We start from the raw sequence: 17,976 nt of genomic DNA on the forward strand, positions 1-17,976 counted from the left end.
CCTCACCATGACGAAGATTGCATTCATTGGCCTTGGCAATATGGGCTCCGGCATGTGCGCGAACCTCGCCAAGGCGGGACATGATGTACACGCCTTTGACCTCAACGCCGACGCGGTGAAGGCCGCTGTCGCGGCAGGGGCGAAAGCGGCCGCCACTGTCGGCGAGGCGGTTGGCGATGTCGACGTCGTGGTGTCCATGCTGCCAGCTGGCAGGCATGTCCATCAGGTCTATTTCGGTGAGGATGGTGTCACAGCCCACGCGAAGCCGGGCACGCTTTTTCTCGACTGTTCGACCATCGCCGTTGAAGAGGCCCGCGATGCTGCCGGAAAAGCCGCGGACGCAGGCTTTTCCTATATGGATGCGCCGGTCTCAGGCGGTGTGGCCGCTGCCGAGGCAGGCACGCTGACCTTCATGGTGGGTGGCCCAAAGGATGGGTTCGAGAAGGCAAAGCCTATCCTCGATATTATGGGCAAGAACGTCTTCCATGCGGGCGACCCGGGCAACGGGCAGGTCGCAAAGATCGCCAACAATATGCTGCTCGGCATTTCCATGATCGGCACTTGCGAGGCGTTCAACCTTGCTGAGAAGCTCGGTCTCGATGCGCAGACTTTTTACGACATCTCGTCCACCGCGTCTGGCCAGTGCTGGTCCATGACCAGCTATTGCCCGGCGCCGGGGCCAGTGCCGACTGCGCCGTCCAACCGCGAGTACAAGCCGGGCTTTGCCGTCGCGATGATGCTGAAGGACCTTCGTCTTGCCATGGGTGCGGGCGATGATGTCGGCGCGGATACGCCGCTCGGCAATCACGCCCAGCAGATCTATGCAAAGCTGGACGAGGACGGCTTCGGCGACATCGACTTTTCCGGTGTTATGCGGCGTCTCAAGGGCGAGCTTTAGTCTTCGTCACCGCTGCCGGGGTCATCGAAGTCGCGCGTCCACTGGATCGAGAGTTCCTGACCCTGGTCCTCGCCCGTATTCGTGGCGGCCTCGACCTCGATATTCTCAATCGGCTCCCACTCAATAGCGATACCCGGCGCGCCGGTCGCGCCTGAGCGCACCTCAAGATAGACATTGTCGGTAAGGTACTTGCCGCTCGTCACCTCGACGCCGCCGCTCGCGCCGCTGCCGACATCGAATGTGTCCAGGCCGAGCGCGGTCTCGATGCCGCCAAGAAGGTCAAAACCGCCGCCGCCGGATAGCTGGGCGAGCGCCGCTGCCAGACGCGCGGTTTCCAGCGCCGTCAGCTGCGTTGGTGAGCGCCCGAACAGCACCCGCGAGAGAACTTCGTCTTCCGGCAGGACAGGCTCAGAGGTGAGCTCGATCTCGGGCCGCGACACCGTGCCGACCACGTTCAGGATGGCGGTGATGTCGTCGCGCGTCTCATGCTCGGCGCGCACAGCCAGCCGGCTTTCGCCAAGGTCAGGCGACAGGCGCACAGTGCTCTCCCCGAACTCGAAACGCTTGCCGATAAGGTCGAACCGGCCCCGCACGATTTCTGCCTCGCCTGTGATGACCGGGCTGCCAATCGGGCCTTCGATGTCGGCGTCGAGGGCAAGCTCTGCATTGACGCCGCGCCCGCTAATGTCGATGCGACCAGGTGCGTTGAGGCTGATGTCGAGCCGCGTCGCGGCTTCTTCGGCTTCTTCTTCGTCTTCATCCTCATCGGGCTCGCGGAAAGTGACGTCCAGCGTCGGCGGGCCGCCCTGCGGCAGGTTGGCGAGATTGATGGAGCCTTCGTCGACCGTGAGGTCGCCTGTGATCTCAAACAGGTCGGGCTGCTGGTTCAGCGACAGTGTCCCGCTCACCGTGGCGGAGCCCTCACGGCGTTCCGTCACGACGAGGCGATTGGCGCGGATTTCGACATCGCTGCGACCTGACCCATCCACCGCCATCGAGCCGCTGCCCTCAAGCGTGCCGCCAGACCGGCCACGCGCCGCAAAGCTCTCCAGCGTGACGGTGCCGCCTCCAAGACGCGCATCGGCGGAAATCCGGTTGAGGACCATGCCAAGGTCGCCATGCTCGAAGACGCCTTCGGAGAATTGCACCGTGCCGGAGAAGCTCTCATTCAGGGATGGCAGCTCACCCGAAAGGTCGGCGTTCACCACGCCCTGCAGCACCATTTGCGGCGGAATGAATAGCGCAGCAATCGCCTCGATCTGACCGCTGGCATTCGCCGAGAAGGGCATGCTCGCGCCCGCAACCGGCTGTATAAAAGGCGCGCTTTCATACGTGTTCACTGGCACTTCAATTGCCGCACGCGCTTCCAGCGTCTCATTGTCCAGCGCGCGGAGCGCCAGATCGAGAAGGTCAGGCTGCAGCGTGCCGCTGACAAACAAATCCACCGGTGGAAGGTCTGAGCCCGGGCGCGCGACACCGCGCATCTCTGCTTCGATGGGGCCGCTAAGCCCGCCTTCTGCCGTCTCGTCAAAGGCCAGCGACAGGTCCAGCGCGCCATCAAGCGCCGGGCGTCCCAGAAGGACAAGGAGCGGGGCTACTTCAAGCCCGCCTGCTGATGCGCGCAGCTCTGTGTCGCCGCGCGTCGTCAGGTTGGCCGACAGCGAACCACCAAGTGCAGCAAGCTCTGTCGACACTTCCATCCCGTCTTCGAACGAGGCGTAGCGAAGCGGTTCCTGCGTCACCAGTGTGAGGTCGCCGAGGCTTGCATCGAGGCCTGCGGTCAGCTCCATCGCGCCACTAGTCAACCCGCTGACATTGCCGTCGACATTCAAGAGCGTGCGATAGGAGAGGCCATCGACTTCGGTGCTGCCATCCATCTCGACGATGAAGTCGGCATTGTCCGGCGTGCCCGTCGCGCGAATGACCAGCGCATCTGCGCGGGTCGGCCCGGCGGCGACCTCTTCCAGCGTTGCATCAATGGTCAGCGCTTCGCCTTCGATAAAGGCACTGGCGTCAACGCGGCGGGCAGGCAGGCCTTCGGGCAGGTCGCCGCGAACATTCGCTTCGCCGCGGATCGTGCCGAGCTCACCGCCAGAGCCGCTGACGGTCGCGTTCGCAGCCAGCGGGCCCCAGCTCGCCTCGAGCCCCTCAACCTGCCAGTCCGACCCGTTAAGGGCGACACCGGTCTGGACATCTAGCGGACCATTCGTTGTCCCTGCGTTCAGCGAGACAGAGGCATTCAGCGCCCCGCCGCCATAGGTGCCGTCCGCGCCAAGGCCGATATCTGTGAAGGTCAAGCTCTCGCTCGCCAGCTGCGGCGCATTGAAGTTCACGACAAAGTCCATCGCGTCGAGCGTACCGGAGATATCCGCGCGCCCGCTCACGCTCTCCAGCGCATAGCCTGCAACATTCGCTTCGCCCGCCTGTAGCTGCAGCGATGCCGATATGGCCTGCTCATTGCTAAGCCGGCCAGACCCATTGAGCGACAGCGTCCCGCTCTCCAGCGAAATCTGGTTAAGGTCTACGGCATTATCTGGCTGCAGCACGCCGTTCACATTGAGCAGGGCTGCGTCCGATGCCCAGTCGCTAAGGGGGGCAGGCAGGGCGCCAAGCTCGCTCGCATTGATCTGCGTATTGAACCGGGTCGTGCCTGCGCCAGCGCGACTGGCTTCGAAATTACCCTGAAGGTTTACCGGTCGGGCGAGGTTGGCGGTGCCGCCATCAAGCTGGAAGCTGCCAGAGACATTGGCGCTTAACGATGGCGACAGGGCGACGTCGCCCTGGACGGCGATACGGCCAGCGCGTCCGCGCACGACGGTCTCTCGCAGCTCAATGGTCCGGTCTGCGATATTGTAGTCGCCGTTCAGCACGAGCACCGGCGCGCGCCCGGCAATTTGTCCGCTCATGCCTGGCAGGTTCGCTCCTGCGGCCTTGAGCGTGGTGCGAACACTCGCGCGGCTATCGCCATAAATGGCCGTCATCGGGCCGGACACTGTGTCAGCTGCGAAGGACGGTACATCAACACGGGAGGCCCGCACATCACCGTCAAAGCGCGCCGTGCCATCGGCATAGACGAGCACGCCGTCAAGCATGGCTTCGCCGATGTTTACATTCTCGACATTGGCATAGCGGGTCGGATTGTCCGCAGTCAGCCGCAGGTCAGCACGGTAGCCGCCATCTTCAGCCTGCTGCGCAATCGCGCTCAGCTCAAGACCTTCGGCGATGGCCGTGACGTCCAGCGTCGGGCCTCCATCGCCGCGCGACAGGTCACCCTCGATGGACAGCGTATCACCCAACGTGTCTGAGATCTGCCGGGTCAGCGGGTGCAGCGCTGGCTGGATGTCTGACTGGAAGCTGATGATCTCATCGCGTGCTTCTGCATCAAGCGTGATGAGCGGCGAGCCGCCAATCTCGATATCTGCATCGGCCTGCCACTCATTCAGCGCGCCCTGTGTATCCAGCGTCGCAGAGATAGACTGGTCCGGGTCGAGGCGGGCAAGGCTCGCAAACAGGCCACCTGCGGGGCCTTCGAGCTCCAGATTGCCCTGAACCCGGAAATCGTCCGACCAGGTGAGGTCTGCGAGCAGTTCATCGCCATTACCATCCAGCGGGACGACCGCCATTTCGGTCCGCCCGCCATCGCGGCCAATGGCGCCCTGTGCTTCGATATTCAGCGACAGTGCGCGCGGAATGACGCCTTCATCGGTTCGCAGCTCTTCGATCCGCAGGCGCCCAAGCTCACCTGCGCGCAGCGGCATGGAGCCACCGGACGAAGGTTCGCGCTCGGACGGCTGCAGGATAGGGCGGCGCAGGACGTGAATGAGGTCTGCTTCCAGCGCCTCGATCGTCAGCGCGCGCCTGCGCAGGTCAAACGGCTTCCAGTCAGCGAGGAGGTTTTCCGCGATCAGCCAGACACCGTCTTCATCGGCGACGGTGAGCCGCTCGATCCGGAATGTGCCGAGAAGGTCACCGGACAGGCCTTCGACCTCGATTTCCTGACCGGACGGGTCAGCCGCTTCGATCCGCGTCTCGACGAATTCGCGGCCAAAGCCGGACTGCGCCACATATCTCGCGGCCAGTATCAGGATAATGATCAGGGCCAGCAGCACGCCGAGGATTATCGCCGTCCATTTCAGAAGGCGGCGTGTCAGGCTCCGCTTCTGGGCGGGCTGGCTCGGGGTCGGGTCAGTGGTGCTCATTAAAAGGCCTGACCGATCGAGATGTAGATCTGGACCGGGTCGTCAAAATCTGTGGGGTTCAGCGGTGTCGCCACATCAAGGCGGATCGGGCCTGCCGGCGTGGTGTAGCGCACGCCAACCCCTGCGCCATAGCGCGCATCGCTGAAGTCGGAGAACTGGCTGGTGGAAACCGCCCCCGCATCAAGGAAGGCGACCACGCCAATATTCGGTCGCACGGCATAGCGGCCCTCAATCGAGGTTTCGATGACCGAAGAACCGCCCAGCGGCGTGCCGTCATCTGCCTGCGGTCCGATGGCCTGATAGGCATAGCCGCGCACGCTGCCCCCGCCACCGGAATAGAAACGCGTATCGACGGGCAGATTCTCGACGTCGGCCCCGACAACGGCGCCTGCCTTAAAACGCCCGGCGAGGACGAACTTCCTGTCTTCGTCAAAAGGCACATAGGCGCTGATCTGGCCGACCGAGCGCACATAGGGACTCACCTCGTCGCCAAAGGCGTAACTTGGTTCGACCCGGGCGTTGGCCCGCCAGCCTGAGCGCGGGTCAAGCAGGCTGTCAGTCTTGTCGAGGCGGGCGTCGGCATAGACGGAGACGACCTGCAGGTCGCGTTCGCCATACTCGTCTTCTTCCTTCGCGATTTCGCCCTGCACACCATAGGAATAGGTGAACTCTGGGCTTCGGACGACTTCAAAGCCGACGCCTGCGAACACAGCCTGACGGTCATAGGCGTCGGTCGTCTCATTCTTGACGCCCGCCGACAGGACCAGCCCGCGGCCATAGCCAAACTCATTCGGGCGGCGCCAGATGACTTCAAGCGATTGCTCAAGCTCAGCCACGGTAAGATCTGCGCTCAGCACGTCGCCGCGCCGGGTCAGGTTTCGGCGGGTCAGTTCCGCATTGAGACCGAAGCCTTCGCTGGTCGAGTATTTGCCACCAAGCCCGATCGAATTCTGCGGGCGCTCGGTAAGCGTGACGACCACATCGCGGATTTGCTGACCGTCTTCAGTTTCGCCGGAGGGCTCAGTCGCGAGATCGGCGCGCGCAACCTTGAACATGCGCGTTTCGGCAAGACGGGTGTTGAACTGGGAAAGCGCAGCAGGGTCGTAAACCTCGCCCGCTTCATAAGGGACAAGGCGGTCGAGATAGCTCGCCTTGGTTTTCATCTTCTCGTTCGGAAAGCGGGTCTCGCCAAACACGACGCGTGGTCCGGTGCGGGTTTCATAGGTAACGCTTAGCGTTTCGGCGTCGCGGTCTCCAATGACGCGGCGCTCGTCGACTTTTGCATAGGGATAGCCGGCATTGCGCAGCTCATTCGTGATCCAGCGCTCTGCATCGATCACATCTGCCGGAATGGCGGGCCGCCCCGCGCGAACAGGCAGTCCAGCGCGGATCACTTCCTGATCGGCTTCGGTTGGCACCGATCCGACGAATGACACCTTCACCCGGCCCAAAGCAAAACGCGGTCCCGTATCGACACGCAGCCGCGCTTCTGGCGCATCGGTGCCCAGCACGGCGAGGTCAATCTGCGGATCGTAATAGCCTTCGCTGTTCAGCGCGCTCCGGACAGCTTCGGCCGCGCGCCTTCCTTGCCGCCGCGCCTCCAGCGCAGTCTGCGGCGTGCTTTCATCGGCGAGGGCGTCCTGAAGTGTCGATCTCAGCTCGTCGCCGGGGCGGTCACCAGCGAATTCGATGTCAACTTTCTCCGCAGCGGCAGACGCTGTCATCGCCAGTGCGACGATCAGGAAAAAGAAAACTCGATTTAACATGTATCCCCAACTCTTCAGACGCTGCTCAATACCGCTATCGACGCGGGTTTGCCCTAAGCATCGATCACACCCTTAAGCGGTATGCTGCACGCGCAATAATTCAACGCCGTTCACGTTGTTATGTTTCCGCTTTCGCTGCGCAATTTACAGTTCGGACAGGTGACGCGGGATCCGCACGCTAAACCGATTGGGCATGGCTGCTTTGGGGCAAAGGCAGAAAGTTTCACTGGAATTTAGAAAGAGATTAGGAAATTGCGCGTTAGATGGCATCAGGCATAGTTGCGGCATTGGAGGGTGTGTGGCACCAGAGCGGACCTGATTTATTATCGCCGGGACGAAACCTTGAATAAGAAAAAGTCGTCTGCAGAGCGAGGCCGCAAATCGCCATCACCCTGGATGAACGAACCGCCTGTCGGTGAAGCCCTGCGAAAGGCTTATCGGGACGTGGCTGAAGAGCCAGTCCCGGAGCGTCTGCAGGACCTGATCCGGCGCCTGCGAGAGCAGGAAAACAAGAAAGATTGAAGCACGGCAATAGTCGGCTGGTGGGTGTTGGAGTTGGGTCGTTTGGTTGAAAATCTAGAAGCGTCGTTCGTCGCGCGCCTCGAAGCGCTCATGCCCGAGCTGAGGGCATTTGCCAGAGGTCTCTGCCGCGACGCAGCACTCGCCGACGACCTTGTTCAGGACGCTTGTCTGAAAGCCTGGACATCTCAAGAGATGTTTGACCCCTCGCAACCAATGCGACCATGGCTATTCCGCATCCTGCGCAACGAATTCTACATGCAGAAGCGCCGCTCATGGCGTTCGGTCAATCTTGAGCCGGATGTGATTGCCGCCGCGCTTGTCGCTGAGGCCCAGCAAGAAACCGCCAAGGATTTCGCGCGTATGGAGCACCTTATCAGCCAGCTGCCAGACGACCAGCGCGACGCGCTTATCCTGATCCTGGCGGCAGGCATGACCTATGATGAGGCAGGCGAGGTCTGCGGTTGCTCTGCGGGCACGATCAAGAGCCGCGTCAGTCGCGCGCGCGAAACGGTGAGACGGCGTTTCGTGTCGAGTGAGCGCTCTTCCTACACCGTCAAACGCCCTGAAGGGCAGGGACTTCCAGCGCTTCTCAACCGGATTGACGAATTAGCAGGGCCTGCCCGGCACCCGCTTTGACAATGCGCGGCGGCTCTATAGCTGCTGGCCCGGTCTGGGCGATCTCCGACAGGCGGAACATCCAGCACGGCCTTGAGCCTGCTAACGAGGCCGAAAAAACACGTGCATCCAGGCTTCGACAAAGCGAAGACGCGGCCGACTTCCTGCATGGCAGATGGCTCATGCGGCAGCTTATCCAGAAGCAGCGGCCACAGGCTGGAACGCCGGTTCTTCAAAGCTATGACGATGCCCGCCCGGAGCTAGTTGGCGCGTCTGACCTAGCTATCAGCTGGTCGAAGTCAGGGCCCGTCGCGGCGGCGGCGCTGATAGAAAACGCCGTGGTTGGTATCGATATCGAGCGGCTGGTCCCGCGTGAAACGGACGTGATCCTCTCCATGACCGCAAGCGATAGCGAGGCTGAGGCGGTTAGCTCGGCAGGCGACGAAGCTGCCCGTCTCGTCGCCTTCTATCGTCTATGGACGGCCAAGGAAGCGGTCCTGAAATGCCGGGGAGAGGGGCTGCGCGGCGGTGCGAAGAGCGTTGAAATACTGTCGGATTTCATTCTCGGGCGCGTGGATGAAACCGTCATCGAAGATCGCGGCGTGTCGCTAAAGCTGTCAGTGATCGACGCTGGCCCTGACGCGGTCTGCACGGCCGCGTTCAGCGCGCAAAAATCGATTTGAACATCCAGCCGGCGAGGGATTTGCCGCTCGTGTGACGATCATCCTGCATGTCAAAAACCATAAGGGAAACAGTGCCGAAGGGCGGCGCGTCGATGCCTTCCTTGCGGATGTCAAAGCCCATGGAGCCATAGAACTCACGCATCTGCGCTTCGGCCAGAATGGCGATATAGCGGTGCTTGTTGCGGGCCACATAGTCGAGCACGGCGCGCATCACCGGGCCGAGCGTCTTGGAGCCTCGCCTCTCTGGTGCGGTGACAAGTTTCGACACAACGACGCAGCTTTCCCCTTCAGCGAGGACTGATCCGAGGTCGAAAACCCGAAATCTTTCAGATGCTTCGCTTGCATGCACAGGGATGACCTGCGCGCTGGAAACAAGGTCGGCCCCATCAAATAGCGCGAAAGTCTCGCCAAGCAGATCAGCCTCATCGCGAAGCAGCCGGCTTTCATGGTCGGCGCCTTTCATGGCGAACTGTTTCTCGGCGCAATAGACCCGGTAGCGCAGGTGCTGGACCAAGGGGAGGGTGGCATCGGTGACGGGGATGATCTCAAAATTATCCATGGGGATCATCTCCGACAGACCAGGCGCGCGCGGCAGTATCGAAGCGCAGATCGTAACGGCTGCGGGCGTTCGGGCCGATGACGAAGGGTGGGTCTAGGGTCAGCTTCTGCGGATGGATGCCCCATTTGCGGGCGAAGAATTCCTTCACCGCGACGCGCTTGATGAGGTCAGCACCTGTCAGCCCGTCCAGTCCCCAGGCGGCGGCGACCGTGCCGGGCAGCCAGTCGCACGCCATGACATCGGCGGGCGCCACAAGGCTGCGATCGCCTTCCTGCCAGCTGAGCGGTGCGACCACCTCGTCACTTGTGCCGGTCAGAAAAACCTTTCTGGCCAATGGGTTGAGTGCGCCGAGCTTGCCTTTCGGATAAGCCTTTTCGATGAGGTCCAGCCTCGCCCAGAGCGTGCCGTTTTCTAGATAGGCCTCGACGAGGACGGGCAGGTCATCAGAGCCTTCAAGGCGAGCTTGCGGGCGGCCCCTTACGGTGAGTTTCCCGCTTTCCGGAAGCGGGCCGAGCACGCTCAGGCGGTCAATCCGGACAGGGTAGATGGCGGTGTTTTCCGCATCCTCGAACCATTCTTCAGGCGTTTCGTGCGGTGGGCCATGGACGAGGCCGTCCAGTATCACCGGGTCGAATGGGTCCCCGGGATTGATGCCCGCGGCAAGGTCCAGAACCGCTTCGAAACCCTTTGCGTCACGGCGCATCGAGACCACCGGCTGCATGGCAGGCCCATGGAAAAGGTCGCCGGAGGCATAAGGAGTAGCACGCTTCTTTCCATGCTTTTCGGCCCCAAGTTTTGGCTTCGGCCCACGCACCGGCTGACTGATCTTTCCGGCGGAAATTTCGTACCATGGCGCGTCGCCGGAGAGGGCATCGCGGCCGCGCAATCTCGCGTCGCCGTCTGGTGCCACCCTTGTCTCTACGCTGAGGCCATCACCGCTGAGGCTTCCCCAGCGCTTAGGAGAAAACGCTTTCAGTTCAATCGGGTAGCCTTCGAAGCCTGCCGCTCTTGCCTGCTGCAGGGCCATTCCGGCCTGGGCGAGAAGGGGGAGCGAGGGGAGGGTATGGGTTGGACGATGCGACTGTAGCCAGCCCTCGTTTCCAGCAGAAAACATGGTGCAGTGGCGGTGCAGTGACGGTGTACGGGCGGTGCATATACGGACACTCAATTCGCGCATCTCATAGATCTTCAGCCCATCGACCCAGAGCACGCCGCGCCCCTTCACGATGGTCGCGTGATCGCTTTCTTCGACGGCCAGAATCTCGACCATCGGGGTCGCCTGTTTCGCCGTTGGCATGACCTGACCGCGATAGGTCCAGTTCACGTCATTGGCCTCGGCAATCGGCTCCCAGACAGGATGCTCGAACCGGTCCGCAAGACCTTTAAGGTCTGCCGCGCGGGCGAGAAGCTGCACCAGCATATCGAGGCCGAGTGAACCGGGCTGGACCGGGTCAGAGAAGAAGTGCGCCTTGAAGTACCAGGCATAAGGGTCGACGGCCTGCCGAGCGCGGATCTGGCCAAGACCGGCGCTGCCGCCTTCTGGCTCGAACCGGTCGATGACGTCGAACAGGGCGAGACGGTTGCGGGAGGCCAGCAGGCGGGTGCCGTCCTCGCTCGGTGGGTCGGCTGGCGCGTTGACGAAGTCGCGGTCCGCGTCGGTTGGCTTAAGGCCAGCCTGCGCGGCGAGCGAGGCTTTGGTGAAGAAACCGAAGCTCGTCTCGAGCGAGATGATGGGGGTGCCATCGGCGAGCGTGGCTTCGAGCGCGAAGAAGACGATCGTCATCGGCCCCACGCGCGAGCAGCGGGTCAGCGTCGTTGCCGTGCGGACCATACCGTCGCCGGGGCGGACCTGACGATGCAGCTTGCCGCTGCCATCGAGATTGCGGAAGCGCGTCTCACCAGAGAGGGCAAAGCCTGAATAGGAAGCGAGCCAGCCGCAGGGTTGAAGGATGACTTCTGTCAGCACGCTGAAAGGCATGGTGCCCGTGCCGCCATCCTCGAAGTACCAGGCGTCTATCGGGACATCGTATTCGGCGACAGCTTTGAGGCCTGCAGACTGCTGGCCAGCAGGGCCGGAGACTGAGAGGACACGGCTGACCATGTGATAGGGCGGCTGTGGTAGGCGCGGGACAGCGCCTTTCGTGTCGAAGGGCGCATACATGCTGCCAAAGGCATTGCTCGGCGCCCCAGAGCCGCACTCCATGAGGGCCGCTTCGTCACCGCGCACGTCGCAATCAGCGTTCACATAGTGAGGTGGGGTGGCGGCTTTTGGCTGGTCTGGCCACTGGCGGCGAAGGCGGATGCCAAAGCGCGGACAGTAGAACACCTTCCGGCCATCAGAGCGGGCAAGAAGGCTGGCGAAGACCATCGGCTCCTCGCCGTCGATCACCTCGTCGACGAAGACCTCATAAGTGACGTCGTGGTCCGCATCGGGCGTGACCTGACCCCGGCAGTAGAAGGTCGCAGGCGCGCCCGGTGCCGGTTCAAAGACATGGCTGTCACGCTCAATGGTGAGACCAAGTCCTGCGGCAGTGAATTCCAGCGCCTGAACAGCCGCTTCGGCCATGAGCGTGCCGGGCATGCACGGGTCTTCGTGGAAATGGCCATCATAGAACCAGGCGTCCTTCGCCACCTTGTGGCGGGCCTTGAGATAACCGCGCCCCCATGGCCCGCCTGTGGGGTCAAACTCAGCCACATCATCAAAGAGCGAGAGCTTGCCAGCTGGCAGGCGGGCAGGTCGTGTGTGCGGGGCCGCGCGCTCAAACCCTTCGCCAAAACAGCGATAGGTGTCGCCAGCGCGGAAGGCGGCGACGTCGGCGGCGCTGAAGCTACGCTTGCCTGTCGGTGATTTCTTGTCGAGGCGCGGCTCTGCCGTTGGCGCGCCTTCGCTGGCGTCCCAGAGTACACCCTTGGAGTTGGCGAGTTCATCATCAGTGAAGAAGCCTGCCTGACCATTGCGGACAGACAGGAGCAGGCGCTCATCGGCGTAGCAGTCATATTCGAAGAAGAACATGCGGACGCCGGACAGCTCTGCATGGCCCTTGATCGAGATCTGGAAGCGCAACGTCTCTCCCACGCGCGGCAAGCCGCCTTCGTGGAAGGTAAGCTCGCAGCCGAGCAGGCGGTAGACGCGGTCCGAGCAGTTCAGCATGTCCGCGCCCATCCATGAGATGAGTGCAAGGTCTGCCTGCCCCGCCTCGATCAGGGGACCGGGGCGCAGCATGCCGTCACTTACCGCCCAGAGGTCTGCCGTCACATCGGTTTCGGTCCAGATGGTGCCTTTGCCCTGAACGAGGGCTTCGGCATCAATGCCGGTGATGCGGTCACAGAGCAGCATGGGCGGGCGCGGCATACGCACCTGACGGCGGTATTTGTCCTGCGCGGCGAAGGCCTCGCCGAAGACATCGGAAATGTTGCCGACGGCAGCCTGCTCGATCTGAGCGCGGGTGAAGGAGGGGCCTATGGGCGTCCGACGCTGCAGCGGCGTGACGGATTTGAATGCCTGAGCAGGAGCAGGCGAAATGCGCTTGGCCGGGGCGAGCTTTGGTGCGGGCGTCGGCGCGGTTGGGGGCGTCGCGGCCGGTGCAGGACGCCTCCGCTCAAGAACAGCGGTGCCGACTGTCTTCACCACGGGCGGAACCCAGCTTGTGCCGGGCGGCAATGGAAGTGTGCGCGCGTGCGCTGGTTTTGCGGGCGGGAGCGGGCCGGGCTTGAAGGATGGCCGTTTGGGCAGGGCGAGGCGGCGGCGCGCCGTCTGGCGCGAGCCAGATGGAAGCTGTGGCAGGCGCGGCGGCGCGGCATGCGCATCGAACGTGATGGCGCCCTTGTCTTTCACCCGCAAGGGCAAGGTGTTGGCGGAGGCCTCATCTAGCTGTGACTTCAGCCAGTCCACATTGAGCGCGCGCCCTTCAGCAAAGAGGCGCGCGGTGAGGGCGGCGATACTGTCAAGCGCGGGCGTGCCGAACCGGTCTGTTGGCAGCGCCGTGGCAGAAGCCCCCAGCGTTTCCTGAACGGCCCCGGTGAGCGTGTCGCGGGGCCCGATCTCGATAAAGGTCTGCACGCCGTCGGCATGCGCGGCGCGGAGCGTCGCCGGGAAATTGATTGGCGCGATGGCCTGCCCTGTCAGCATATTGGCGGCGCTGTCGGCCGAGACGTCATATGCGCCGTTGATGGCGTTGGCGTAGAAGCGCACGCCGCCCGGCGCCTTCGTCTTTCTGAAGTGAAGCTGATGCCAGGTCTTCTCATAAGGCAGCATGGCCGGGGTGTGCACGGTAAGGTCATGCGGCACGCGGATCGCTGCCGCGCCGAGCCGCTTTATGACGCGCTGGCAGGCGATCGCCTCACCAGAAATGACCACATCGCTAGCGCTATAGATGATGGTGATGTCGCAGCGCGGCTCTGGCTTGATGGCGTCGCGGACAGCCGCCTCGCTGGTGCGCAGGCGCCATGTTGCCCATTCAATCTGGGCCTTCTCGCCCCATGCCTTGCGGGCGGTTTCGAACGCGCCTGCGAGGTAGCGATCATACATGCCGCTTTCGCCAATCGTGCCCATCAGTCCGTCAGCATCGACCCATGCGCCAAAGGCGATGAGCGAATTAGTCTCGCCGGAAGAAAGCCCCATGGCGACTGTCGGGTTGAGACCAAGTTTCTTCGTCAGGAGGAGATGCTGGGCCTGCGAGACGAGCGTGGTGGCGCGCAGCTGGCTGAAGGCGCTTTCAAGGCCAGTGGCGAGCGTGTCGGCCACAGATTGAGCTGCCGGGAAACGCTGGGTGACAAGCTTGCCGAGAGATGGGAAGGCGGAGAAGAGATCGCGCCCCATGCCGGGATAAGCTGCAGCCGCGCCGGTGAAGACAAAGGCGAGATCACCCTTTGGCGCGCCCGCACCGAAATGGATGCCGTCGCCGCTCTCAAGCCTGCCTGAACGAAGGCGCGAGGCAGCTTCGAGGCGAAGCGCCGTCATCTCTTCAGGGCGTGAGGCGAGCAGGGCGACCCGGTGGTTGCCCTCGCTGGCTTGTTTCTGGCTTTCAAGGCAGGCGATGAGCGCGTCGCGGCTGTCGGCGCCATAGGTTTCAAGCTGCGGCGGCGGGCGCAGCAGGTCTGGCGAGGGTTGTGGGCGCGTCTTCAGTTTGATGGCGGCCCCCGCGACAGCTGGGCGCGTGGCTGAGTTGTCGAGCCGCGGGATGAGACCCGTATCGGCAAGTTCGAGGCCGCGCGCGGCGGCTTCGGCCTGCAGGCCAAGTTCGACGAGGCTGCCCGCCGCATGGGCATGGCCATAGATGCGGGAGATGAGGGCGTTTGGCGCCTGGCCCGCTTCAATGCGGAGCGTGCGGATCTCAGTTGCTGACGGCGCGTCCGCGCTGCGCTGCAGGATGAGGGCTGCGGCGGCGTCGCCTGTGCGCGCACTGCCCGTGGCGGCGTGAACCTCATCGCTGGACAGGTCGGCGGCGGCGACGATGGCGGCGTCGATCTCGCCCGCCTGAAGCGCGCGGATGGCAAGCTCTGCAACGCGAAGGCCGGACGCTTCCTCCTCCATCACGGCAAATCCCAGCGCGCGCCAGTCGCCGCGCACATTCAGCCGGTTTGCAGAAACGTTCGGCATCGCGCCAAGGACGTCGCCAGCTTTCAGTGGCGCGGCAATGGCGTTGCGGGCAGCGTCCGCCTCTGGCGATGATGCGCTAAGGCCCAAGCGCTCCGAAATCCGTGCACGGAGCATCCAGCGGGCCGCTTCGGGGGCACAGCTGAAACCGGTGTAGACGCCGACGCGCGCGCCGTCTGGCAGGGCTGTGCGCGAAAGCGCTTCGTCGACCGCGTCCCAGAGCGCGACCTGCTGGCCCTGTGCTGAAGAAAGATCTGAAGGCGGTGCGCGAAGCGCTTTCGGATCGGCATGGGTTTCTGTCATCGAGCCGCGCGCATCCTTTGGCGGGCGCATCAGGCGTTGAAGCACGCGCGCGACGCCGCGATCCGGGCCAAGGGAAAGGCCGGTGGCGGTGACGGCGATATGGGGCGGTTTCTGTTCGGGCTTTACGGCCTTTCGGCGCGCGCGATGACCGTCATCGGCGGCAAGGATCAGATGGGCATTGTTGCCGCCAAAACCGAAATTGGAGAGGGCCGCGACGCGCGGGCGGTCGTCCGGCCACTTGCCTTGCCGGGCGGGGGTCAGGCCGCCTGCGTCAAAGCCCGCGATGGCGTCGCCTTCAAGCCGCGTCGGCGGGATGATGCCCTCATTGACGGCATAAGTGAGCTTGATGAGGCTCGCCATGCCAGCGGCCGTGATGAGGTGGCCGAGATTGCCTTTGAGCGACCCCATCGGGAGGTCGTCCATGCCCTCGAAATGGGCGGCGGTTGCGGCGAGTTCGACAGCATCGCCCGTGCGTGTGCCGGTAGCGTGCGCTTCAACGAGACCAATGTCGCGTGACGGGTCGAGGCCTGCACCTGCCCAAGCGGCGGCCATGGCTTCGCGCTGGCCATCGCCATCTGGGGCGAGCAGGGATTTGCGGCGGCCATCATTGGAAAGACCAATGCCGCGAATAACGCCGAAGACGCGGTCGGCGAGGTCGCAGTCTGACAGGCGTTTGAGGACGATGGCGGCGGCGCCTTCTGCCGGGACAAGGCCATCTGCGCCGTCCACAAATGGCCGTGAACGGCCTGTCGGTGAGAGTGCGTTGAGGGCGGAAAAACCCTGATGAAGGATGAGATTGTCTGCGCCGTTTACAGCTGCGGCGACGACGATATCGAGGCTGTGATCCTGCAAGCGGTCGCAGGCGAGCTTGATGGCGTAGAGCGAAGACGCGCAGGCCGCATCGATGGCGAAGGCTGGGCCCGCCGCGCCGAGCGAGCGGGCAAGAAGCTGCGCGGGGCCGCCTGTGTTGAAGCGGTTTTGCGGGTCGATGTCGGACGTGCCATCGAGCCAGATGTCTGCGGCATAGTCAGAGAGCGCGCGGCTCGGATAGCCGAGATTACCCGCGATGACGCCGATCCGGTTCTTTCGCGCCTTGGGTTGTCCGGCCTCACGCCAGGCTTCGCGGCCAGCATGCAGCAGCCACTGAAACACGGGGTCGAGGTCGCTTGCGTCGATGTCATCGAGGTCATGGGCGGCAGGGGCGAAGACCTTGTCGAAGCCGGTGACGAAGGCGCCCTTGTAGCCTAGTGCTTCGTGTTCGGCGTCGGTAACGCCCCATTTGCCGGGCGGGGCGTCGGTGATGAGACTTTTTTCATCCAGCACTGCGCGCCAGAGCTCAGCAGGCGACAACGCGCCGGGGAGGACGCAGCCGCGCCCGACAATGGCGATCGGGTCGAATTTCGCCTCAGACATGCGCGATCTCCGCACCGGCAACGAGCTCGACCGGGCAGGCGGCGCCTGCGAGAACCGCGTCGGCGAAGGCGTTGGCCCCGGCGGCTTTCGATATCAGAGGGACGCCAAGCTCTGCGAATTTTGCGCGAAGGCCGTCATCCACCATGCCGCCATCCCATGGGCCCCAATTGATGGAGGTGATGGCGGCGGTCGGATTAGCCGATTTCAGCCACCAGGCCATGCGGTTCAGGATTTCATTCGCCATGGCGTAGTCGGCCTGGCCCGCATTGCCATAGCGGGCGGCGACGGAAGAGAAGAAGACAACGGTTTTTAGCTGGCTCGTGTCGAGCTGCGAGATAAGGGCTTCGAGGCCGCCAATCTTGGGGCCGAAAACGCGGGCGATCTGTTCGGGCGTTTTCTCGCGGATCAGCTTGTCGGCAAGCACGCCTGCGCCATGGACGAGGCCCGTAATCTCACCCAGCTGGCTGCGAATATTGGCGAGGGCTGCGCCGAGGGCGGCAGGGTCGGAAACGTCTGCCGGGATGTAGTGCGCCTCACCGCCCGCGCGGGCGATAGCGTCCAGCGTTTCGCGGATTTCAGCGCCTGACAGAAGGGCGCGGGCACGGCGGTTTAGCGCGGCAGGCGTGATCTTCTCGCCAGCGTCCTTGGCCGCCTTGGCGAGGGCGCCTCGCAGCGCCTTTTCATCGGTGGTGACGGGAAGGCCTGCGGGCCATGGCGTGATCTCTGAGCGGCCGAGCAACGCAAAGCGCGCGCCTGTGCGCCGGGCGAGTTCGATCACGCAGTCTGCTGTCACGCCGCGCGCGCCGCCGGTGACGAGGATAACGTCCTGAGCGCCAAGCCTTCCGGGTTGGTTGCGGGGCAGGGTGAAGTCTGTGTCCTGCGGCAGGTAACGCCCAGCGGGGCTGAGGCCTGCGGTAGGTGCTGTGCCGCCCGTGAGCAACTCTTCGGCAAGGTGGCTGGCGGCGAGGGCCGTGCCGAATCCAGCCACGTCGATATCGATCAGGCGGATTGTGGCGGCGGTGAATTCACGCGCGGCGGTGCGGGCGAGGCCGGAAAGCCCGCCGCGCCAGGCCCGGTGGTCGTGCGGTTGGAATAGGCCGCCTGTATCCTGAAGCAGGATGACTGTGCCGCCTTGTGCCTCGAGTTGCTGGGCGTTGATCTTTAGCGCAGCGACGGCATCTGCGTGCAATGTCTCTCGCGGGCTGGCGAGGCCGTGGGCGAGGATCAGGGCGCTGGCTGTCCCGCTGGGGCTGGTGACGGCGTTGACCCTGAAGCCCGATGCGTTGAGGGCGGTGACAAAGGGCTGCGCTGCGCTGAGGTCCGGCGTCACCCATTCAATCAGCGATGCTTCGCGCAGGCCCGGTGTCACCCGTCCGATGGCGGACTGGCTGACATAGGCCACAGCCTTGAGGGGCAGGGATG

9 protein-coding genes are annotated in these 17,976 nt (G+C 63.6%); 4 read left to right on the forward strand and 5 right to left on the reverse strand.

The window, feature by feature from the left end:
* Window positions 1–7 precede the first annotated feature (7 nt).
* Window positions 8–898 (forward strand): 3-hydroxyisobutyrate dehydrogenase, encoded by an 891-nt coding sequence (gene mmsB / locus D1222_RS15250; protein WP_119455100.1) that lies wholly within the window; start codon window positions 8–10, stop codon window positions 896–898.
* Here mmsB and D1222_RS15255 read toward each other — a convergent pair.
* Entirely contained in the window at window positions 895–5,097 is a 4,203-nt protein-coding gene (locus tag D1222_RS15255; protein ID WP_119455101.1) for a translocation/assembly module TamB domain-containing protein, read from the reverse strand. The genes mmsB and D1222_RS15255 overlap by 4 nt on opposite strands.
* Window positions 5,097–6,863, reverse strand: a complete 1,767-nt coding sequence (locus tag D1222_RS15260; protein WP_119455102.1) for an autotransporter assembly complex protein TamA — start codon at window positions 6,861–6,863, stop codon at window positions 5,097–5,099. The genes D1222_RS15255 and D1222_RS15260 overlap by 1 nt, the downstream gene beginning before the upstream one ends.
* Window positions 6,864–7,205: 342 nt before the next feature.
* Here D1222_RS15260 and D1222_RS15680 point away from each other — a divergent pair, with 342 nt between their 5' ends.
* From D1222_RS15680 to D1222_RS15270, 3 genes are all read left to right on the forward strand, one after another.
* Complete coding sequence (locus D1222_RS15680; RefSeq protein WP_147371902.1) at window positions 7,206–7,385, forward strand: NepR family anti-sigma factor; 180 nt, start codon at window positions 7,206–7,208, stop codon at window positions 7,383–7,385.
* Window positions 7,386–7,427: 42 nt separating this feature from the next.
* Window positions 7,428–8,021 (forward strand): sigma-70 family RNA polymerase sigma factor, encoded by a 594-nt coding sequence (locus D1222_RS15265; protein WP_147371903.1) that lies wholly within the window; start codon window positions 7,428–7,430, stop codon window positions 8,019–8,021.
* A gap of 161 nt (window positions 8,022–8,182) precedes the next feature.
* Window positions 8,183–8,683 (forward strand): 4'-phosphopantetheinyl transferase family protein, encoded by a 501-nt coding sequence (locus tag D1222_RS15270; protein WP_182482012.1) that lies wholly within the window; start codon window positions 8,183–8,185, stop codon window positions 8,681–8,683.
* Here D1222_RS15270 and D1222_RS15275 read toward each other — a convergent pair.
* The 3 genes from D1222_RS15275 to D1222_RS15285 are packed head-to-tail and all read right to left on the reverse strand — an operon-like array spanning window position 8,661 to window position 17,956.
* Window positions 8,661–9,242 carry an N-acyl amino acid synthase FeeM domain-containing protein gene (locus tag D1222_RS15275; protein ID WP_119455105.1) on the reverse strand — a complete coding sequence of 194 codons (582 nt, stop codon included), beginning with the start codon at window positions 9,240–9,242 and terminating at the stop codon, window positions 8,661–8,663. The two genes, D1222_RS15270 and D1222_RS15275, sit on opposite strands and share 23 nt — an antisense overlap.
* The gene (locus tag D1222_RS15280; RefSeq protein ID WP_119455106.1) at window positions 9,235–16,554 is read right to left on the reverse strand and encodes a beta-ketoacyl synthase N-terminal-like domain-containing protein; all 7,320 of its coding nucleotides are present in this window, start codon (window positions 16,552–16,554) and stop codon (window positions 9,235–9,237) included. Before D1222_RS15280 ends, D1222_RS15275 begins: the two co-directional genes overlap by 8 nt.
* Window positions 16,547–17,956 carry an SDR family NAD(P)-dependent oxidoreductase gene (locus tag D1222_RS15285; protein ID WP_182482013.1) on the reverse strand — a complete coding sequence of 470 codons (1,410 nt, stop codon included), beginning with the start codon at window positions 17,954–17,956 and terminating at the stop codon, window positions 16,547–16,549. The genes D1222_RS15280 and D1222_RS15285 overlap by 8 nt, the downstream gene beginning before the upstream one ends.
* Window positions 17,957–17,976 lie beyond the last annotated feature (20 nt).

The sequence above is a fragment of the Henriciella algicola genome, assembly GCF_003576245.1.
Taxonomy (GTDB): Bacteria; Pseudomonadota; Alphaproteobacteria; order Caulobacterales; family Hyphomonadaceae; genus Henriciella; species Henriciella algicola.

Bases quoted from the DNA above. Each gene is read 5' to 3' on its own strand.
- D1222_RS15275 (WP_119455105.1), bottom strand. From the start codon at position 9,242: ATGGATAATTTTGAGATCATCCCCGTCACCGATGCCACCCTCCCCTTG.
- D1222_RS15260 (WP_119455102.1), bottom strand. From the start codon at position 6,863: ATGTTAAATCGAGTTTTCTTTTTCCTGATCGTCGCACTGGCGATGACA.
- D1222_RS15255 (WP_119455101.1), bottom strand. From the start codon at position 5,097: ATGAGCACCACTGACCCGACCCCGAGCCAGCCCGCCCAGAAGCGGAGC.
- D1222_RS15270 (WP_182482012.1), top strand. From the start codon at position 8,183: ATGCGGCAGCTTATCCAGAAGCAGCGGCCACAGGCTGGAACGCCGGTT.
- D1222_RS15280 (WP_119455106.1), bottom strand. From the start codon at position 16,554: ATGTCTGAGGCGAAATTCGACCCGATCGCCATTGTCGGGCGCGGCTGC.
- mmsB (WP_119455100.1), top strand. From the start codon at position 8: ATGACGAAGATTGCATTCATTGGCCTTGGCAATATGGGCTCCGGCATG.